This is a genomic window from Staphylococcus sp. TE8 (assembly GCF_000692055.1).
In the GTDB taxonomy this organism is placed as follows: Bacteria; Bacillota; Bacilli; order Staphylococcales; family Staphylococcaceae; genus Staphylococcus; species Staphylococcus capitis.
In genome coordinates this window covers 735,843-752,879 of the sequence record NZ_JMGB01000001.1, presented here as the reverse complement: position 1 = coordinate 752,879, position 17,037 = coordinate 735,843, and the positions used below count along the sequence as shown (strand labels likewise).

16 protein-coding genes are annotated in these 17,037 nt (G+C 30.5%); 3 read left to right on the top strand and 13 right to left on the bottom strand.

The annotated features are described in order from the left end of the window. Window positions 1–33: 33 nt before the first annotated feature. The 7 genes from sbcC to sosA all read right to left on the bottom strand — a co-directional run bounded on the left by sbcC (window position 34) and on the right by sosA (window position 8,547). Window positions 34–3,063: an exonuclease subunit SbcC gene (sbcC, locus tag CM54_RS03635; RefSeq protein WP_037548949.1), complete on the bottom strand. Its 3,030-nt coding sequence runs from the start codon at window positions 3,061–3,063 to the stop codon at window positions 34–36. A 3-nt stretch (window positions 3,064–3,066) separates the two neighbouring features. Further along, window positions 3,067–4,191 carry an exonuclease subunit SbcD gene (sbcD, locus tag CM54_RS03630; protein WP_037548947.1) on the bottom strand — a complete coding sequence of 375 codons (1,125 nt, stop codon included), beginning with the start codon at window positions 4,189–4,191 and terminating at the stop codon, window positions 3,067–3,069. Window positions 4,192–4,302: 111 nt separating this feature from the next. Then, on the bottom strand, window positions 4,303–4,770 hold the full coding sequence (locus CM54_RS03625; protein WP_002433613.1) for a CcdC family protein: 468 nt from the start codon (window positions 4,768–4,770) through the stop codon (window positions 4,303–4,305). Window positions 4,771–5,340: 570 nt separating this feature from the next. Next, a complete protein-coding gene (locus tag CM54_RS03620) occupies window positions 5,341–5,577 on the bottom strand; it encodes a YneF family protein (protein WP_016898133.1) in 237 nt (78 codons plus the stop codon). Between the two features lie 216 nt (window positions 5,578–5,793). Then, window positions 5,794–7,782 (bottom strand): transketolase, encoded by a 1,989-nt coding sequence (gene tkt / locus CM54_RS03615; protein WP_002433588.1) that lies wholly within the window; start codon window positions 7,780–7,782, stop codon window positions 5,794–5,796. Window positions 7,783–7,913: 131 nt separating this feature from the next. Continuing rightward, window positions 7,914–8,150: a DUF896 domain-containing protein gene (locus CM54_RS03610; RefSeq protein WP_002433819.1), complete on the bottom strand. Its 237-nt coding sequence runs from the start codon at window positions 8,148–8,150 to the stop codon at window positions 7,914–7,916. 163 nt (window positions 8,151–8,313) lie between these two features. Continuing rightward, window positions 8,314–8,547, bottom strand: a complete 234-nt coding sequence (gene sosA / locus CM54_RS03605) for a DNA damage-induced cell division inhibitor SosA (protein ID WP_023350330.1) — start codon at window positions 8,545–8,547, stop codon at window positions 8,314–8,316. Between the two features lie 142 nt (window positions 8,548–8,689). Between sosA and lexA the strand changes: the two genes are divergently transcribed. Then, complete coding sequence (lexA, locus tag CM54_RS03600) at window positions 8,690–9,310, top strand: transcriptional repressor LexA (protein ID WP_002433936.1); 621 nt, start codon at window positions 8,690–8,692, stop codon at window positions 9,308–9,310. Between the two features lie 232 nt (window positions 9,311–9,542). Here lexA and CM54_RS03595 read toward each other — a convergent pair whose 3' ends face one another. The 5 genes from CM54_RS03595 to CM54_RS03575 all read right to left on the bottom strand — a co-directional run bounded on the left by CM54_RS03595 (window position 9,543) and on the right by CM54_RS03575 (window position 13,937). After that, entirely contained in the window at window positions 9,543–10,559 is a 1,017-nt protein-coding gene (locus CM54_RS03595; protein WP_197018898.1) for a CAP domain-containing protein, read from the bottom strand. Between the two features lie 22 nt (window positions 10,560–10,581). Further along, on the bottom strand, window positions 10,582–11,559 hold the full coding sequence (gene guaC, locus CM54_RS03590) for a GMP reductase (protein ID WP_023350332.1): 978 nt from the start codon (window positions 11,557–11,559) through the stop codon (window positions 10,582–10,584). A 161-nt stretch (window positions 11,560–11,720) separates the two neighbouring features. After that, complete coding sequence (gene rpsN, locus CM54_RS03585; protein WP_002433763.1) at window positions 11,721–11,990, bottom strand: 30S ribosomal protein S14; 270 nt, start codon at window positions 11,988–11,990, stop codon at window positions 11,721–11,723. 188 nt (window positions 11,991–12,178) lie between these two features. Then, window positions 12,179–12,328: a 50S ribosomal protein L33 gene (gene rpmG / locus CM54_RS03580; protein WP_001831295.1), complete on the bottom strand. Its 150-nt coding sequence runs from the start codon at window positions 12,326–12,328 to the stop codon at window positions 12,179–12,181. Between the two features lie 94 nt (window positions 12,329–12,422). Continuing rightward, complete coding sequence (locus CM54_RS03575; RefSeq protein ID WP_037548939.1) at window positions 12,423–13,937, bottom strand: catalase; 1,515 nt, start codon at window positions 13,935–13,937, stop codon at window positions 12,423–12,425. A 218-nt stretch (window positions 13,938–14,155) separates the two neighbouring features. Between CM54_RS03575 and CM54_RS03570 the strand changes: the two genes are divergently transcribed. Beyond that, a complete protein-coding gene (locus CM54_RS03570) occupies window positions 14,156–15,604 on the top strand; it encodes an amino acid permease (protein ID WP_037548932.1) in 1,449 nt (482 codons plus the stop codon). Between the two features lie 172 nt (window positions 15,605–15,776). Continuing rightward, window positions 15,777–16,091, top strand: a complete 315-nt coding sequence (locus CM54_RS03565; RefSeq protein WP_002433981.1) for a hypothetical protein — start codon at window positions 15,777–15,779, stop codon at window positions 16,089–16,091. A 120-nt stretch (window positions 16,092–16,211) separates the two neighbouring features. Here CM54_RS03565 and CM54_RS03560 read toward each other — a convergent pair whose 3' ends face one another. Continuing rightward, window positions 16,212–17,015 (bottom strand): Cof-type HAD-IIB family hydrolase, encoded by an 804-nt coding sequence (locus CM54_RS03560; RefSeq protein WP_037548928.1) that lies wholly within the window; start codon window positions 17,013–17,015, stop codon window positions 16,212–16,214. Window positions 17,016–17,037 lie beyond the last annotated feature (22 nt).

Genomic DNA, 17,037 nt, shown 5'->3' with positions numbered 1-17,037 from the left:
ATGATTATCTCATAACGGCTGTTTTGTATATTACTAATTTCTTTTAAATCTAGTTTGGCTTTGATACTGGTTAGTAGATACCTCTAAAATAAGTGGTATTCTCTGTTTTAGTTCACTTACATGTGAAATAATTCCCACCATTCTACCGGAAGATTTCAAGTTAATGAGAGTATCAAGGGCAGTTTCTAATGTTTCTTGATCCAATGTACCAAATCCCTCATCAACAAACATTGATTCTAAATTAATGCCACCAGATTCTTGTTGAACAATCTCACTTAAACCTAATGCTAATGCAAGAGAAGCTTGGAATGTTTCCCCTCCAGAAAGAGAACTAATATGTCTAGACTTATTAGAATGAAAATCAAATACATCTATTTCAAGACCACTGAAGCCCTGAGAAATAGCTTCTCTTCTTATCAATTGATACCTATTTCCACTCATTGTTAATAGACGTTGATTAGCTTGAAAGATAATTTTTTCTAAGTAATAAATGAGCACATAATTTTCTAGTGTTAGTTTATGACTATTTTTGCCTGAGAGAATTTCCGTTAGTAAAAATATCTCTTTTTGCTCTTTTAATTCTTCATTTAATGTATTGATTAAGTCTTCAATTTTATCAATATTTTTTATATTTGCTTCTTGCTTATATGCTATTGTTGCAACTTCTGAATTAATTTGCTCTAATGCTTGTTTTTTTGTTTTTAGATGCGTTTCAATATCTTCTAAATTAGTAAGTTCTCTACCGTCAACAAGTTTTTCCAATTGGCTAATCTCAATCTCATAGGTTTGATACTGTTTGTTATAGTCATTAATTTTTTCTTCAATATTACTTTTATTTTCACTTAAACTTATTGCTTCTTCAATTTCTTCATAAGTTTCGAAACCATTTCGATTCATCTCATCTTTAATGTTAATAGTAAGCTGATTTTCTTCTTCAACTCTAGCTTCTAAATTTTGATTGTAATGCCTAACATTAGTTGACTCTATATTTAAGTTATTCTTAAGTTCATTTAGTTGGTCTTTTATAGTTTCTTTACGCTCATTAAAAGTTTGAGTCTCTTGCTTTTTATTCTCGTAGTACTGCTTAAATGATGTACACGATTCAAACTGTGTATTTCTCTTAAAATCATTTAATTTAATATCTAATTGTTCAAGTTGCGCTTTTTTATTATTTAGGTCTAGCTCAAATGTATGAAGATTTTGATTTAAATTCTTCTCTTCTTCATTAATTGACTCTAAAAATTTATTTTCTTTTTGTTGAAGCCTTTTAGCATTCTCTATCTCTTCTAACTTCGATTTAAGTTCATCTAAATCTTGAATTTCTTGATCTTTAAAATTGATGTCCTCTTTTCGTTTAGTCAATTCTTCATTTTTACTTTCTAACCTAATGATATTCTCATTGATGGAGATTTTACTATCCTCAAGCTCTTTTAAATGCTTTTTATTTTGAGCAATCAAATCAAAATTAATATGTTCTCCAAGTGAATGAATCTCGTTACCACAAACTGGACATGTATCTCCAATTGAAAGAGCCGTTTGAATTTCTTTAACAAATGTCTCCTTATTGTTTAAATCAATATTAGTTGCATCAACCTGTGAAATGATATGCTCTAAGTTTGCATATTTGTCTTTTAAATCTTTAATTTGTCTTACATTTTCAGATTGTTCTTGTTTAATTTTCCGAACTTGTTCTTCACTTTTCAAATACCTTTCAGTATCATCGATTAAAGTTTTGATTTTATTTATCTCATCTATATATTGATCAACTATTTCATAATTTCTTGATTTTCCTTTAGCTTGATTCAGAAGATTTTCTTTTTGCTCTTTTGAATCGGAATACTTTTTTTCTAACTTATTTAATTCCTCATGATAAATAGGCTTTTGCTCAAAGACTTTAATATAATCATCAAGATTATTGTAAAAATTATAAGTTTGTTCAAGATATTTGTTAGCTTTGTTAACTTCTGGTGCTTCTGATTCTAAAGATTTAAGAGTCTTTTCTACATTATTAATTTGAGTTTCGTATTCTTCTTCTTTAGATTTTGATTTAGTGATTTCAGTCTCTAATTCCTCAATCTCTTTATTAACAACTTTTTGCCTTTTGAAATAATTAATCAAAACATTAGATTCTCTTATTTTCTTTAGTTCAACCTTAAGATGATCAATACTATCTTGATTTTGTTTGAGGAGTTCGAATGATTTCTTTTTCTCTTCTAGAGAGTTTATATTTTGGTTCAACTCTTTACTAAATGTATATTCATTTGTAACTTTTTCAACTTCGTGGTCCAACATATCTTTTCGCTTTTTATAGTTAGATAATATTTTTTTACCGTGATTTATAAATTTTGGTAAACGTTCTAAAATTTTCTCGGTTTGCGAGCTCTCTATATTTTTTATTTTAAGTAAATAATCATCTTCAAACGTAGCAAGTTCATTCCATAAGTAATCTATTTCATTATATCTATTTTCTATTTGTAATTTTTCATTTTTAACGCTTTCTACTAAATACTTTTGTATTTCTTCAAATCTTTCACTATTAAATAACGTTCTTAAAATAGATTGTTTTTCTTTACTATTTGATTGTAGGAACTTTTTAAATTCACCTTGAGGCAAAATGAATAATTGTCTAAATTGTTCAGCGTTCACGCCCATAATTTGAGTGATAAATTGGTTACCTGCATTGACTCTACTTTCTCTTAGTTCATAAACATCATCAATTAACTCATAAATATCAAGTTTTGCTTGAGTTTTAGTAGTATTACCTTCTTTAATAAAAGGAGCTTCCCTGTGAATTTTAAATATTTGATTATTTAGTTTAAATTCATATGTCACACTCATAGGTTCTTTACCACTAGCAAAATGACTTCTTAAGTCACCCTCTTTTCTATTTTTAGTTGAAGCTTCTCCAAATAATGAATACACAATAGCATCAAAAATCATTGTCTTACCAGACCCGGTTTTACCACTTATTAGAAAAAGTTCATTATTTTCAATTTGACTAAAATTTATTGTCTCATTAAGAAAGGGTCCAAAATTGTTTAACTTCAAATTTAATGGTTTCATTTATTAGACTTCCTTTCTCATAATATTATTTAAAATTTCAGCTATCTTATTAGATTGAGTTTCGCTAATTTCCTCTTTAGTCATTGATTCATAAAACGACTTAATTATAGATTGATCATCTTGTTTCTTTATCTCTACATTATTAAACTCTTCAATATGTTCGAATGTATTATTAGTTAATGCTAATGTATTAGGATAAATTTGTTTAAGTTTCATCATTGGATCATTAATATGTGACATATTAGTGAGTTTAAAATGAAAATAATTATCTTTATTTTTCACAGAAACTCGTTCTTCAATAACATCATCATAATCCCCATCTATAACCTCTAATTCTCTTAAAGGTTCAATAGATTTAAATGTATCTTCTACATGATTAACTTCATCGATATTAACTATGCGATAACCTTTTGCTTGATTCACTTCAGAGAATGAATATTGTAGTAATGAGCCGCTATATTTAATGTTTTTTTCATTTACACTAAAAGGATGATGTAGATGCCCTAACATAACATACTCAAATTGATCAAATGACTGTCTTTCAACTGACTCTACAGTTCCTATAGTTAAAGGTCGCTCTGAATCAGATGTTTTACCACCTTTAATAGTTAAATGACCAATTAAAATACTCACTTTATTTTCATCTATATTTTGAGACATATATTCTATGCAGCGATTTAAAGCCTGTTGATGAGTATTGATTTCTTTATCTTCGAAAAAGTGTTGTACTTCACTTATTGTCGCAAAAGGTAAAGCAAAAAATTGCACCCCGTTTATTTCTATAGGTTTATGTATATCCTTAAGTTTGGTTCTTATAAACAAATGATTATGTTCAAACCATGATGACCCATAATTCAATCTTTCTTTTCCATCATGATTCCCACTAATCATAATTACAGGTATTTGAAGTCTTATATTTAACTCTGCAATTGTATTTTCAAGTAAACTCATAGTTTCTTTACTCGGATAAGAGGTGTCATATAAGTCACCTGCTATAACTATGACATCAGGTTTTTCTTTTTCCATATGATTAATAAATTTAGTTAATACATATTTTTGATCATCTAATAACTGTTTACCATTCAAGATTCTACCAAGATGCCAATCAGCAGTATGTATAATTTTCATAATCATCCTCCTAAGAAGAACATTTGTTCGTATTTATATTTTATTATTCTTAATATCAACTTTCAAGTAAAAAATGCCACTCATCAAATAATATGACAAGTGGCCAATACACTACTTAACTAGTGATTTTTTTAACTTTTTATATTTATAAAACATTGCTAATCTCCAAGGTACAATCATACAAAACGCTAGTAAGAAAAACATACCAGCTATTTCACCTGGGTTAATTTCATTGCTAATAAAGATTTTAATAATAGTTCTAATAACTAATAACGAAATTAAAATTACTGGAAATGCCTTAGAACGCTTCATGTAAATTTCACTGCCTTTGACTTCAAATCTTGATGTGAAAATTAAAACAGTTGAGAATAGTACACCTAAAATTAGTGATTCTAACATTTCCATACCTGTTAATCTGAAATATGGAATAATATACATTAAAGCCCCAGTAGCCATAAAGAATGGAGGTAAAATGATTTTTTTCTCATTAACTGGAAACTTTTGTGCTTTCATTCTTATTACAATTACTACTGCGCCCATTAAAAAAGCAACGACAATAGAGAAAATTAAATAAGCCAATTTGACACCTTCTTATGACATAAACTTAATACTCTTAATTCATCATATGATAGTATATCACTATCCTTATATCAATGACTACTTTAAACTTTCTAAAATTCTAAAGATTTAAAAACCAGTTTTATCAATAACTAATTTAAGTTTCCATACAGTTTTAAAAATGCCTTAGCAAATTATTTTTTGCTAAGGCATGAGCTATTAAAGGTTTGATCACTAATATATAAGTAAACCGTCTATAATTTAATTAATAAATAGATTAAAACGATATAGATAGTTAAGTTTACTATATTAAAACCTAATTTGAGTAATTCCTTATTACGACTTGTCATTATTTACCGCCCCCAATTAAATAGTAAACCAAACTTATTGCTATGTAACTTAATAATTTTAACTTTTTTAATACTCTTTTGTTTTTAAGTTACGATTTACAATATATTTTAATCAATCATTACAAAACTTGCCTTTAAAAATTACTAATTCATAAATAAAATTAATCATCATATCTTAATAAGTAATAAAAAAGCGTCACAGTGGTTATTGTAAACACTGTGACGCCTGAACTTATAGGCTTTATTTGCCTTTCATGTTTTGGTCCATATTTTTGTTCATCATTGTCATCATTTGATTGATTTTCTTTTGAGATGGTTTTTGACCCATTTGCATCATCATCATACGTAGCATTTCTTCATTGATAGGTGGGTTTTTTTTGAGGTAATCCATCATATATTTTCTTGCTAAAAAGAAACCACCGATTAATCCTACGATAAGTGCTAAAATGATTAAAATTATTGCTAACCAAGTTGCCATTGTTTCACCCACTTTCTTTATCCTACTGAATTTTACTAAATTCACTTTGTTATTTCAAGAGGCACTTTAAAGTGATAACTAATACCTACCATTAGCAATGATAACAAATATTTGTTTTTCTTAACAAATTGACTATTAAACTTATATAAAATAAAAGGCTACTAGCTAATAAACTTGAGCTAGTAACCCTTCTCTAATTATTAATAATTTAAGATATTAGAATGTGCGAATTTGATTTAATATATTTTCTTTAGTAAATCCATATTTTTCAACTACTAAATCACCAGGTGCGCTTGCGCCAAAGCCATCAATACCAATGACTTTGCCTTCTGTTCCAACATATTTATGCCAACCTAATGGAGATGCCATTTCAATTGCTACACGCTTAGTAATTGAGGATGGTAATACTGATTCTTTATAATCATCTGATTGTTTATCAAATGCAAACCAGTTTGGCATTGATACAACTCTAACACCTTTACCTTGTTTGTCTAAATCTTTGGCAGCTTCTACTGCTAAACTAACTTCTGAACCAGATGCTAATAATAAGTATTCAGGATCTTTCTCTGATTCAAATACTACGTAAGCTCCTTTACGAACTCCCGCTTCTACCGTTTCTTCAGCAATATCTAATGTTGGTAAGTTTTGACGTGTTAAAACTAGAGAAGTTGGTGTTTGTTCTGATTCTAATGCTACTTCCCATGCTACACGTGTTTCATTACCATCTGCAGGTCGAATAACATTCATATTCGGAATAGCACGTAAGCCCGCTAATTGTTCTATTGGTTCGTGTGTTGGACCATCTTCACCTACAGCTATTGAATCATGTGTAAAGATAAATGTTGAGTTAAGACCCATGATAGCTGATAAACGTAATGCAGGTTTTAAGTAATCACTAAATACGAAGAATGTCGCTGCATAAGGATGTAATCCGCCATGAGCAGCCATTCCGTTCACTGCTGCACCCATCGCAAATTCACGTACACCAAACCATACATTTTTACCTTCTGGTGTTTCTTTATCATAATCTTTAGCTTCTTTGACATTAGATTTATTAGACCCTGCTAAATCAGCAGAACCCCCAAAGAATGATGGTACTGTTTGACTAAGTTTTTGAATAATTTCTCCAGAATCTGCTCTAGATGCTCCTTTATGATCTAAATCATATTTAGGTAACTCTTTTTCATAGTTTTGAGGTAATTTACCACTAATTGCTAACTTAAATTCTTCTGCTAATTCAGGATATTCTTTGCTATAATCTTCTAATTTAGCTTTCCAAGCATCTTCATTTTCGTTAGCACGTTTTAACATGGAAGTTTGGAAGATTTCATAAACCTCTTCAGGTACATTGAATCGTTGTTCAGGATCAAGTCCATAAGCTTCAAAAGTAAGTTTTCTTTCATCTTCACCTAGCGGAGCGCCATGTACTCCATTTGAACCAGCTTTATTTGGGGAACCAAAACCGATAACAGTTTTAACTTCAATAATAGTTGGGCCTTGTTGTGATTTAGCTTTATTAATAGCATTATCAATTTCTTCTAAATCATTGCCATCTTTAACTAAAATATAATTCCAACCATATGCTTCAAATCTAGATTGTGTATTTTCTGAGAATGATTTATTTAAATCACCGTCAAGTGAAATATCATTAGAGTCGTATAAAACGATTAACTTATCTAATTGATTATGGCCCGCAAATGAAGCAGCTTCATGTGAAATACCTTCCATTAAATCTCCATCTGAAGCTAAAACGTATGTGTAATGATCAACCATATTAAAATTATCTTTATTAAATTTACCGGCTAAGTGATCTTCAGCAAGTGCCATTCCCACTGACATTGCGAATCCTTGACCTAGTGGCCCAGTTGTTACTTCTACTCCATCTGTATGTCTAAACTCTGGATGACCTGGAGTTTTAGAACCCCACTGTCTAAATTGTTTTAGTTCTTCTAATTCTAAACTACCTGATACATGTAATAAACTATATAGTAAAGCAGAGCCATGTCCTGCTGAAAGAATGAATCTATCTCTATTAAAATAATCTTTAGATTGGGGGTTAAAATTAAGATGACGTGTCCATAATGTATACGCCATAGGGGCAGCTCCCATTGGTAAACCAGGGTGTCCTGAATTTGCTTTTTCGATAGCATCAATACTTAGTGCACGTATTGTATCGATAGCCAATTGGTCTTTTTCGTTAAACATCGTTGTGTCTTCCCTTCTTAAATAATATCTAAATATAATTATAACTTATTTTAAATTAAAATGATAAAGAAAAATCTGATAAATCAGCTCATACAAATTGTTCAAGAACTACCTTGAACAACCTTCTTCCATTATTTATTGTTTTTCTCAGATTGAATTTTTTTAAGCTTTTCAGGTGTAACATCATTTCCTTCAGGATCTATTACTTTAGTATTTTCAAGCTGTTGCTTGAACCCTTTTCTAAATGAATCTAAATATTGCTTTCTTAATTTAGATTGTTCCTTAGCTTCCTCTTCTGTTAAACCTTTTTCTTTTTTCTTTTTAGCTAGCTCATTGATTCTATCTATATTTAAATCTTCCTTAGACATTATCGTCACGCTCCTTGTTAATTTTAAAACAAAATGTGTAAGACTCTTAAAATATATATGATTTCCTACTTTAAATTCTTGTGTAGAATATATCAAAAAAATGAACGTAACCAAATAGTTACGCTCATTAACAATACTTACTCATCATATTTTTAATAAATTACTAATTAACTAAAGCGAACACTGAAGTGTCATTTTGTTCGCTATTTTGTTTGTCTTCAACTTTATAGTTTGATTTATTATTATCCTGTTGATGAATTTCATGATCTGTCATTTCGTACGTTTGTTCTGAATGCGCACTTTGATTTACACTTAAAAAGAATGTTAGGAAAACCATGCAAGAGATGAGTACTACAGCTATATATATTAAAAACTTTTGTTTTGTCTTAATTAACATTAATCTCACTCCTAGAACGTTTGTTTGTATATTTAATTTATCAGAACGAATGTTCTGTGTCAACACTAAAACGAACAAACGTTTGTTTTTGAAGATAATTAATGCTATAATGTACTTAAATAAAATTAGGGAGTGCCTATATATGAGAGAATTAACTAAACGTCAAAGTGAGATTTATGATTACATTAAACACATTGTACAAACTAAGGGTTATCCACCTAGTGTTAGAGAAATTGGCGAAGCAGTGGGCTTAGCATCTAGTTCAACCGTACATGGACATTTATCAAGATTAGAAGAAAAAGGTTATATTCGAAGAGACCCTACTAAACCTAGAGCTATTGAAATTGTTAGTGAACAACTAGAGGAAGTTAATGTTGAAGAAACGATTCACGTACCAGTAATAGGTAAAGTTACTGCCGGTGTTCCTATTACAGCTGTTGAAAACATTGAAGAGTATTTCCCACTACCTGAACATTTAACTTCAACACATAATAGTGACATTTTCATATTAAATGTAGTAGGAGAAAGTATGATTGAAGCTGGTATTCTAGACGGTGACAAAGTGATTGTAAGAAGCCAAACGATAGCTGAAAACGGCGACATTATAGTAGCAATGACTGAAGACGAAGAAGCTACTGTTAAACGCTTCTATAAGGAGAAAAACCGTTACCGATTACAACCTGAAAATAGTACTATGGATCCTATTTATTTAGATAATGTTATTGTTGTTGGTAAAGTCATAGGGTTATACAGAGAAATGTAACTATCAATTTCTCTCTATTTAAGCCCTCCTATATCAAGACCTCTATAAAAATCTCATATAAATACTAAAAGACAAGGTAGTTCTTATCGAACTACCTTGTCTTCTGTTTAGAATCTTTGTTTAATACATCTTTTATTTTATCAAGTATATCGGGTTGTTTATCTTTATTCGTTTTCATGTTTATCTACATCCTTACGAATTAAATTTACCCTTATCTACTTAAGATAAACTCTTATTCTGTATAATTCTCAGTCCAAAATGGTTGCTTCTCTTTATTAAAATCTACACCTACGCCTAAATTTCGATAATGCGTATTTAGTATGTTCTTCCTATGACCTAGTGAATTCATTAATCCTTCATGAGCATAAATACTATTGATTTGACCATAAGCAAGATTTTCTCCTGCCGCATTGAAATCAATACGATCTTTTTTCAATCTATCAAAAGGAGAATCCCCTTTATTATCTGAATGATCGAAAAAGTTATTTTCAGACATATTTTTACTATGCTTTCTAGCAGTATTAGAAATTTTACTTGAATAATTTAGTGTATTTAAGCCATGTTGCTTTCTTTCCGAGTTAACTAAATCATAATTTTGTAATTCAAAGCTTTTTTCTAATTCTCTAGATGGCACGCCATATTGTTGACGCAAGCGATTTCCCATATTTTCACTTACTTGTAATAATGCAGTCACTCCATTTTTTTCATGTTTGTCGTAAAAAACTGTTGTATAAATGTGATCTTTATGGAAAACATCATATTCATTATTTTTTACCTCAAAACGATATCGCCCTTTACTAATATATTCTATAGGATTACCTAACCGTTCTCTTACAGTATGTTTAGGAGTAGCGTACTTAATTTTAGATTTTGAAGATATAATATTTTGATTTGAGTACATGGCATTAACGTGGTTTTTAATATAACTAATCATAATAAAGTTATCATAATCTTTATTATAATATGTGTACCACTTAGTTCCATATTCATTAGAAGTCATACGTTTTGGATGACCTAATTTACTTTCAACGGCTTGCTTAGACATATTCATTTGGATATTACTAAGTGCAAATTCTTGTTTTTTAGGAACAGATAATGATTTATCGTTTACATTTGAATCGTGGTTAATCCATGTATCAACTTGTTGTCGAACTTCTTTTTGAAAATCTACTAATGGCTTAGCTTCTTTAATGGGTGTGAAAATAATGATACATAATAAAACTACAAAGAATAATAGAAATCTTTTAATTTTTTACACCTACTATTTAAACTTAGTCTCTATCACCATTGAAAATTGAGTTTCTCACGATAACATAGTCTACAGTTCTTAGTGATTTTAGATCTTTTCCACCGGCATAAGATATTGAACTTTGTAAATCTTGTTGCATTTCAATTAAAGTATCTTTCAGTGAACCTTTATGTTCAACAAACATTTTTTTACCCTCAACATTTTTATGTTCACCTTTTTGAAATTCTGAGGCACTTCCAAAATATTCTTTATATTTTTTACCTTCAAGTTCAACAGTTTCTCCTGGTGACTCTTCATGTGCAGCGAATAACGAACCAATCATTACCATTGATGCACCAAAACGAATTGATTTAGCTATATCACCATGAGTTCTTAAACCACCATCAGCAATAATAGGTTTTCGAGCTGCTTTACTACAAATGTTAAGTGCAGCTAATTGCCAACCTCCAGTACCAAATCCTGTTTTAATTTTAGTTATACATACACGACCTGGACCAATACCAACTTTTGTTGCATCAGCACCAGCATTTTCAAGCTCTCTAACGCCTTCAGGTGTTCCAACATTTCCTGCAATAACAAAACTTTTAGGTATGTGGTTTTTAATATGTTTAATCATATTGATGACTGAGTCTGAATGGCCATGCGCAATATCAATTGTGATATATTCTGGAACTAAAGATTTTGAAGCAAGTTCTTCAATGAATTTAAATTCATTTTCTTTTACTCCAACAGAAATAGAAGCGAATAGCCCCTCATCTTGCATCTTTTTAATAAATGGAATTCTAGCTTCTTCATCAAAGCGATGCATAATATAAAAATAATCATTTTGTGCGAACCATTGTGCAAGCTCTTCATTCATTACTGTCTGCATGTTAGCCGGAACTACTGGTAATTTGAATGTGCGTGGTCCAAATTTAATTGAAGTATCACATTCAGAACGGCTGTTAACAATGCATTTATTAGGTATTAATTGTATATCTTCATAGTCAAAAATCTTCATTTTTGTAATTTGCCCCTTACAATTAAAAATTTTAATCGGATAACGCTTTAAAACCGAATAATTATATTAAATTTACACATATTATTCAGTTATTCTTTATCCTTATTAACTGTACATTGTTTTTTTACTAATGTAAATGGACAAAAGACATAAATTCATTTTTACCAACTTGATTTTTTCACACCAGGAATTTGACCTTTATGTGCATGTTCTCTGAAAGCAATTCGAGACATTTCAAATTTACGTAAAACGCCTCTTGGACGTCCTGTTACTTTACATCTTCTAGTTAATCTCGTAGGTGAAGAATCTCTAGGGAGTTTTCTAAGCGCTTCATAATCACCTTTTGCTTTTAGTTCTTTACGTAATTCATAATATTTATTTACAAGTTCTTCTCTTTTTTGTTCTTTAACTACTTTAGATTTTTTCGCCATTTAATTTAACCTCTTTTCACAAATCGTAATTATTACGTTTTATAGAATAACATAAATTTTAATTTATACAAGGAAAAATTTTAAAGCTACTAAACCTGATTTATATCTTTTCAATAAAAAAAGTCTCTCCTATTTCATTATAAGGAGAGACTATAAATTTCAAATTGTCGTATTTGAAAGATAAGAAATTATTTAGTTTCACGATGTAACGTATATTTGTTTAATCTAGGACAATATTTTTTCATTTCAATACGTTCTGGATTGTTACGTTTATTTTTAGTTGTAATATAGTTACGATCGCCACATTCTGTGCAAGCTAAAGTAATATTTACGCGCACGTTAAACACCCTTTCTAATGTTGTTAGGAATTCTTACGATTTAAAATTTTATCATAATTGATGTCAACATGCAATCTTATCTTTTACAATTATATTATTTAAAGTTTTCGTATGTTTCATCTTCTTCAGTTTCTAAATCAATTTGATTAATATCGATACCTAAAGCTTTTGCTACTCCTTTACCATAATCAGGATCAGCTTTATAACAATGACGAATGTGGCGTACTTTAACGTCTTCAGTCACCCCATCCATTGCATTAGCTGTGTTAGTAAAGATACGTTCTTTAGCATCATCTGATTGTAGTCTGAATAACTTACCAGGTTGTTCGAAGTAGTTATCATCATCTTGACGGAAGTTATATTCATATCCATCACCATCTACAGGGAATGATGGTTTTTTAAACTCAGGTTGTGAATCATATACACCTTGGTTATTTGGATAATAGTGAGGACCGCCACCTTGGTTGTTATCTAAGAAACGCATTTGCCCATCGCGACTAAATGGACATAAGTTTTCAACGCCAACACCTTTAGGTTGATTGACAGGGATTTGCCAATGATTGACACCTAAACGATATCTCTGAGCATCTCCATAAGAGAATAATCTCCCTTGTAGCACTTTATCCGGAGAAAAATCTAACCCTGGTACTATATTAGTTGGTGCAAATGCAGCCTGTTCTACATCTAAGAAATAGTTTTCAGGATTGCGATTTAATTCAAATTCGCCTACTTCAATTAATGGATAATCATCTTTATACCATACTTTAGTTAAATCAAATGGATTATGTGGATGATTTTTTGCTTGTTCTTCTGTCATCACTTGGATATACATTTTCCATTTAGGATAATCCCCTCGTTCGATGGCATTGTATAAATCCCTTTGAGATGAATCTCTATCTCCACCTACGATTTCAGCAGCTTCTTCATCAGTATAATTTTCGATACCTTGTTGCGTTCTAAAATGATATTTCACCCATACACGTTCACCTGCGTCATTGTACATTGAATAAGTATGTGAGCCGAAACCGTGCATATTACGGAAACCTTTAGGCATACCACGATCTGACATTAAAATTGTTACTTGATGTAAAGATTCTGGAATGCCAGTCCAAAAATCCCAGTTGTTTTGAGGGCTTCTCATGTTAGTACGTGGATCTCTTTTAACAGCGCGATTTAAACTAATAAATAATTTAGGATCTCTGAAGAAGAACACTGGTGTATTATTCCCAACTAAATCCCAGTTACCGTCTTCAGTATAAAATTTCAACGCAAATCCACGTATATCTCTTTCTAAGTCAGCCGCACCACGTTCACCTGAAACTGTTGAGAAACGTGCAAACATTTCTGTTTGTTTACCAACTTCAGAGAAAATTTTAGCATTTGTGTATTGAGTAATGTCATTTGTGACAGTAAAAGTACCAAATGCGCCAGAACCTTTAGCGTGCATACGTCGCTCTGGAATTACTTCTCTGTCAAAATGTGACATTTGTTCTAAATAATAAACATCTTGCATTAATAATGGACCTCGTGGCCCTGCTGTCATACTATTTTCTCTATCTGATACTGGTGCACCAAATAGACCAGTTAATCTACCATCTTGTTTAGACATGGCTAGCTCCCCCTCACAAATTCTAATTTGTAATAATTATAATCTAATATATATTTTAAATAAACCCGTTTTAAGTAGTAATTAAACCCAATTCCTAATTAAATTTAAATTTCAGAAAATTTTTAAATATTTCCGCTTTAAAGTGCTAAAAAGTTATTGAATACTATACCTAAAAAGATTAAAATGGTGGATATATTTAAATAGATGGGAGACACCTTATGGAAGATAACAATATGAAACGTGGACTCAAATCGAGACACATATCCATGATTGCAATTGGTGGCGCTATCGGAACAGGTTTATTCGTTGCAACTGCTAGTGTGATTTCGCAAGCAGGTCCCGGTGGCGCTATATTAGCTTATATTCTAATAGGAATTATGCTTTACTTTTTAATGTCATCTATTGGAGAACTAGCAACTTTTTACCCAGTATCAGGATCATTCAGTTCTTATTCAACTCGCTTTGTAGATCCATCTCTAGGTTTCACGATGGGATGGTTATATTGGGGAATGTGGTCACTTGTAACAAGTGTAGACATTATTGTGGCATCGAATGTCCTCCAATTTTGGGATGTATTTAAAGTACTTAGTCCCCTAGCATGGAGTTTAATATTTTTAACTTTTATTTTCTTGATTAATATATTTTCAGTAAAAGCTTTTGGAGAAACTGAATTTTGGTTATCACTCATCAAGGTAATAACAATCATTGTTTTCATCATTGTTGGTATATTAATGATATTTGGTATATTAGGTGGTCATTCTTACGGCTTTGATAATTATACTAAAGGTCAAGCACCATTTGTTGGGGGTATATCAGGATTATTAAGCGTATTACTTGTAGCTGGTTTCTCTGTAGGCGGTACTGAAGTCGTCGCTGTTACTGCAGGTGAATCAAATAATCCTCAAAAATCAATGCCAAAAGCTATAAAACAAGTATTCTGGAGAATTTTATTATTCTATGTGTTATCTATCGCAGTTATAGCTGCAATTATACCTTATACTGATCCATTATTATTAAATGAGCATAAATCGGTCTCACAAAGTCCATTTACTATTGTATTCGATAGAATTGGAATCGCATTTGCTGCATCAGTTATTAATGCAGTTATTTTGACTTCATTATTATCAGCAGCAAATTCAGGTATATATACAACGAGTAGAATGCTATTTTCTCTAAGCGCCGATGGTCAGGCTCCTAAATTTTTCGGCAAATTAAACAAACAAACTAAATTACCTATGCGTGCTTTAGTTACAACCTACATCCTTATTATACTTGTTATAATATATGCAAATTTCAATGCAAATGCTGTGTTTAATCTATTAAACATCATTGGTTCAATGGTTATTGTAGTATGGGGATCTAGTATATGGTCTCAGATTAGATTGCGTAGGGCAATTAAAAGACAAGGTAAAAATCCTGATGAATTACTCCCTTATAAAGCACCATTTTATCCAGTAGGTCCAATAATTGTAATTATTACGTTATTGTTTTTATTATTAGGTAATTCTTACAGTAGTATTAATACTGGAGATTTATTAAGCGTTTTAAGAAACTTTGCACCTATCATTATCCTTTCAATTATTTATTTCGTGCATAAATTAATTAAACGCACTCATTTTGTTAAATTAGAAGAAATGGATTTAACTCCACATAATTATAAAAATTAATTACAAAGACGATGATTCCTAATAAGAATTGTCGTCTTTGTATTTTATTACTTTCATTAATTTACTTTATTCTTTTTTTAAAATAAACTTCTTTTACGACAGCTTTGAATATTTTATGTTGAAAAGTAATCATGTATAATATAAGTAATAAAAAGGTTTAGAGGTGGATAACATGGTTGGACAAACTAACTTATTCGATGATGTTATAAAACAAGATGAACGTTTTGTCATTGTGGTTCAAGCCCTTGAAGAAAAAAATGGCAACTTATTAAAGCACACGCTAAGGGAATACCCTAGCTTAAAACATGATCAAATGAATGATTTATTTACACATCTCAAAGATGTATTTTTAGAAGAACCCTTCGAAGACAATCAATCAGCTTTTACTATTACTGTATATACTAATCTTGATTATGCTGCTGACCAAGTCTATGCACACATAAAAAGATATAAAGGGAAACATGATTGGACACATACTGCTAAATAAAATAAACACTCAAGCTATTGTCAAAATGGAATAACGCAAAAATGGACTGGTATGAATAACTCTTCTTCCCAGTCCATTTAAATATGTTAAAAACTGTATTTTTAGTAATTTTATTTTAAGTTAGATTAATTTCTTCAACATATGAGGAATCCCCTCTGAATTGTTATCTAAGGTAACTACATCAGCGCTTTCTTTAAGTTCTTCACTAGCATTACCCATCGCAACTGAATAACCAGCTACGTCAAACATAGATTGATCGTTTAAACTATCTCCAAACACTACTACTTCTTCTAAATTAATATTTTCTTTCTTACATAATGCTTTGATTGCATTTCCTTTAGAGACATCTTTAGCCATAAATTCTAAGAAATATGGTTTACTAGTCGTTACATCTATGTCCTCATTGAAGAAACCATTAAGATCTACACGTGCTTCAGTAATATTACCTACATAATCTACACCCATAACTTTAGGTACATCATGATTAATATATGATTTAATATCTTCAACTCTTTTCATTGGTAAACCCGTCAATTCAGATTCAATATTCATATATTCGTGATCACTATCATGTATGATATAACCGTTATCATACGTTAAAACTAGAAATCCTCTTTCTCTACAATAATCTACAATTAAATCAAAATTGTCTTTAGAAACTGGTTTACTTACTTCAACTTCTTCATTAGACATTTTAATTGTTTTGCCACCGTTGTAGCTAATTATAAAACTCTCGTTGTGATTTAACTGTAATTCTCTAGCTACGGGTATCATCCCTTCCGTAGGTCTACCAGATGCTAGAACTACGCTATATCCTTTATCTTGAATATCTATCAAATAGGATTTAGTTTCGGCTGACACTTCATTGTCACTGTTCATTAAAGTATCATCCATATCCAAAACTATCATTTTAAATTTACTCATATAGCAAAAGAACTCCTTCCGT

What these genes read in the sequence shown, in the direction of transcription:
- sbcC (WP_037548949.1), bottom strand. Translation starts at nt 3,063, where the DNA reads ATGAAACCATTAAATTTGAAGTTAAACAATTTTGGACCCTTTCTTAAT.
- sbcD (WP_037548947.1), bottom strand. Translation starts at nt 4,191, where the DNA reads ATGAAAATTATACATACTGCTGATTGGCATCTTGGTAGAATCTTGAAT.
- CM54_RS03620 (WP_016898133.1), bottom strand. Translation starts at nt 5,577, where the DNA reads ATGGCAACTTGGTTAGCAATAATTTTAATCATTTTAGCACTTATCGTA.
- tkt (WP_002433588.1), bottom strand. Translation starts at nt 7,782, where the DNA reads ATGTTTAACGAAAAAGACCAATTGGCTATCGATACAATACGTGCACTA.
- CM54_RS03610 (WP_002433819.1), bottom strand. Translation starts at nt 8,150, where the DNA reads ATGTCTAAGGAAGATTTAAATATAGATAGAATCAATGAGCTAGCTAAA.
- sosA (WP_023350330.1), bottom strand. Translation starts at nt 8,547, where the DNA reads ATGTTAATTAAGACAAAACAAAAGTTTTTAATATATATAGCTGTAGTA.
- lexA (WP_002433936.1), top strand. Translation starts at nt 8,690, where the DNA reads ATGAGAGAATTAACTAAACGTCAAAGTGAGATTTATGATTACATTAAA.
- guaC (WP_023350332.1), bottom strand. Translation starts at nt 11,559, where the DNA reads ATGAAGATTTTTGACTATGAAGATATACAATTAATACCTAATAAATGC.
- rpsN (WP_002433763.1), bottom strand. Translation starts at nt 11,990, where the DNA reads ATGGCGAAAAAATCTAAAGTAGTTAAAGAACAAAAAAGAGAAGAACTT.
- CM54_RS03575 (WP_037548939.1), bottom strand. Translation starts at nt 13,937, where the DNA reads ATGTCTAAACAAGATGGTAGATTAACTGGTCTATTTGGTGCACCAGTA.
- CM54_RS03570 (WP_037548932.1), top strand. Translation starts at nt 14,156, where the DNA reads ATGGAAGATAACAATATGAAACGTGGACTCAAATCGAGACACATATCC.
- CM54_RS03565 (WP_002433981.1), top strand. Translation starts at nt 15,777, where the DNA reads ATGGTTGGACAAACTAACTTATTCGATGATGTTATAAAACAAGATGAA.
- CM54_RS03560 (WP_037548928.1), bottom strand. Translation starts at nt 17,015, where the DNA reads ATGAGTAAATTTAAAATGATAGTTTTGGATATGGATGATACTTTAATG.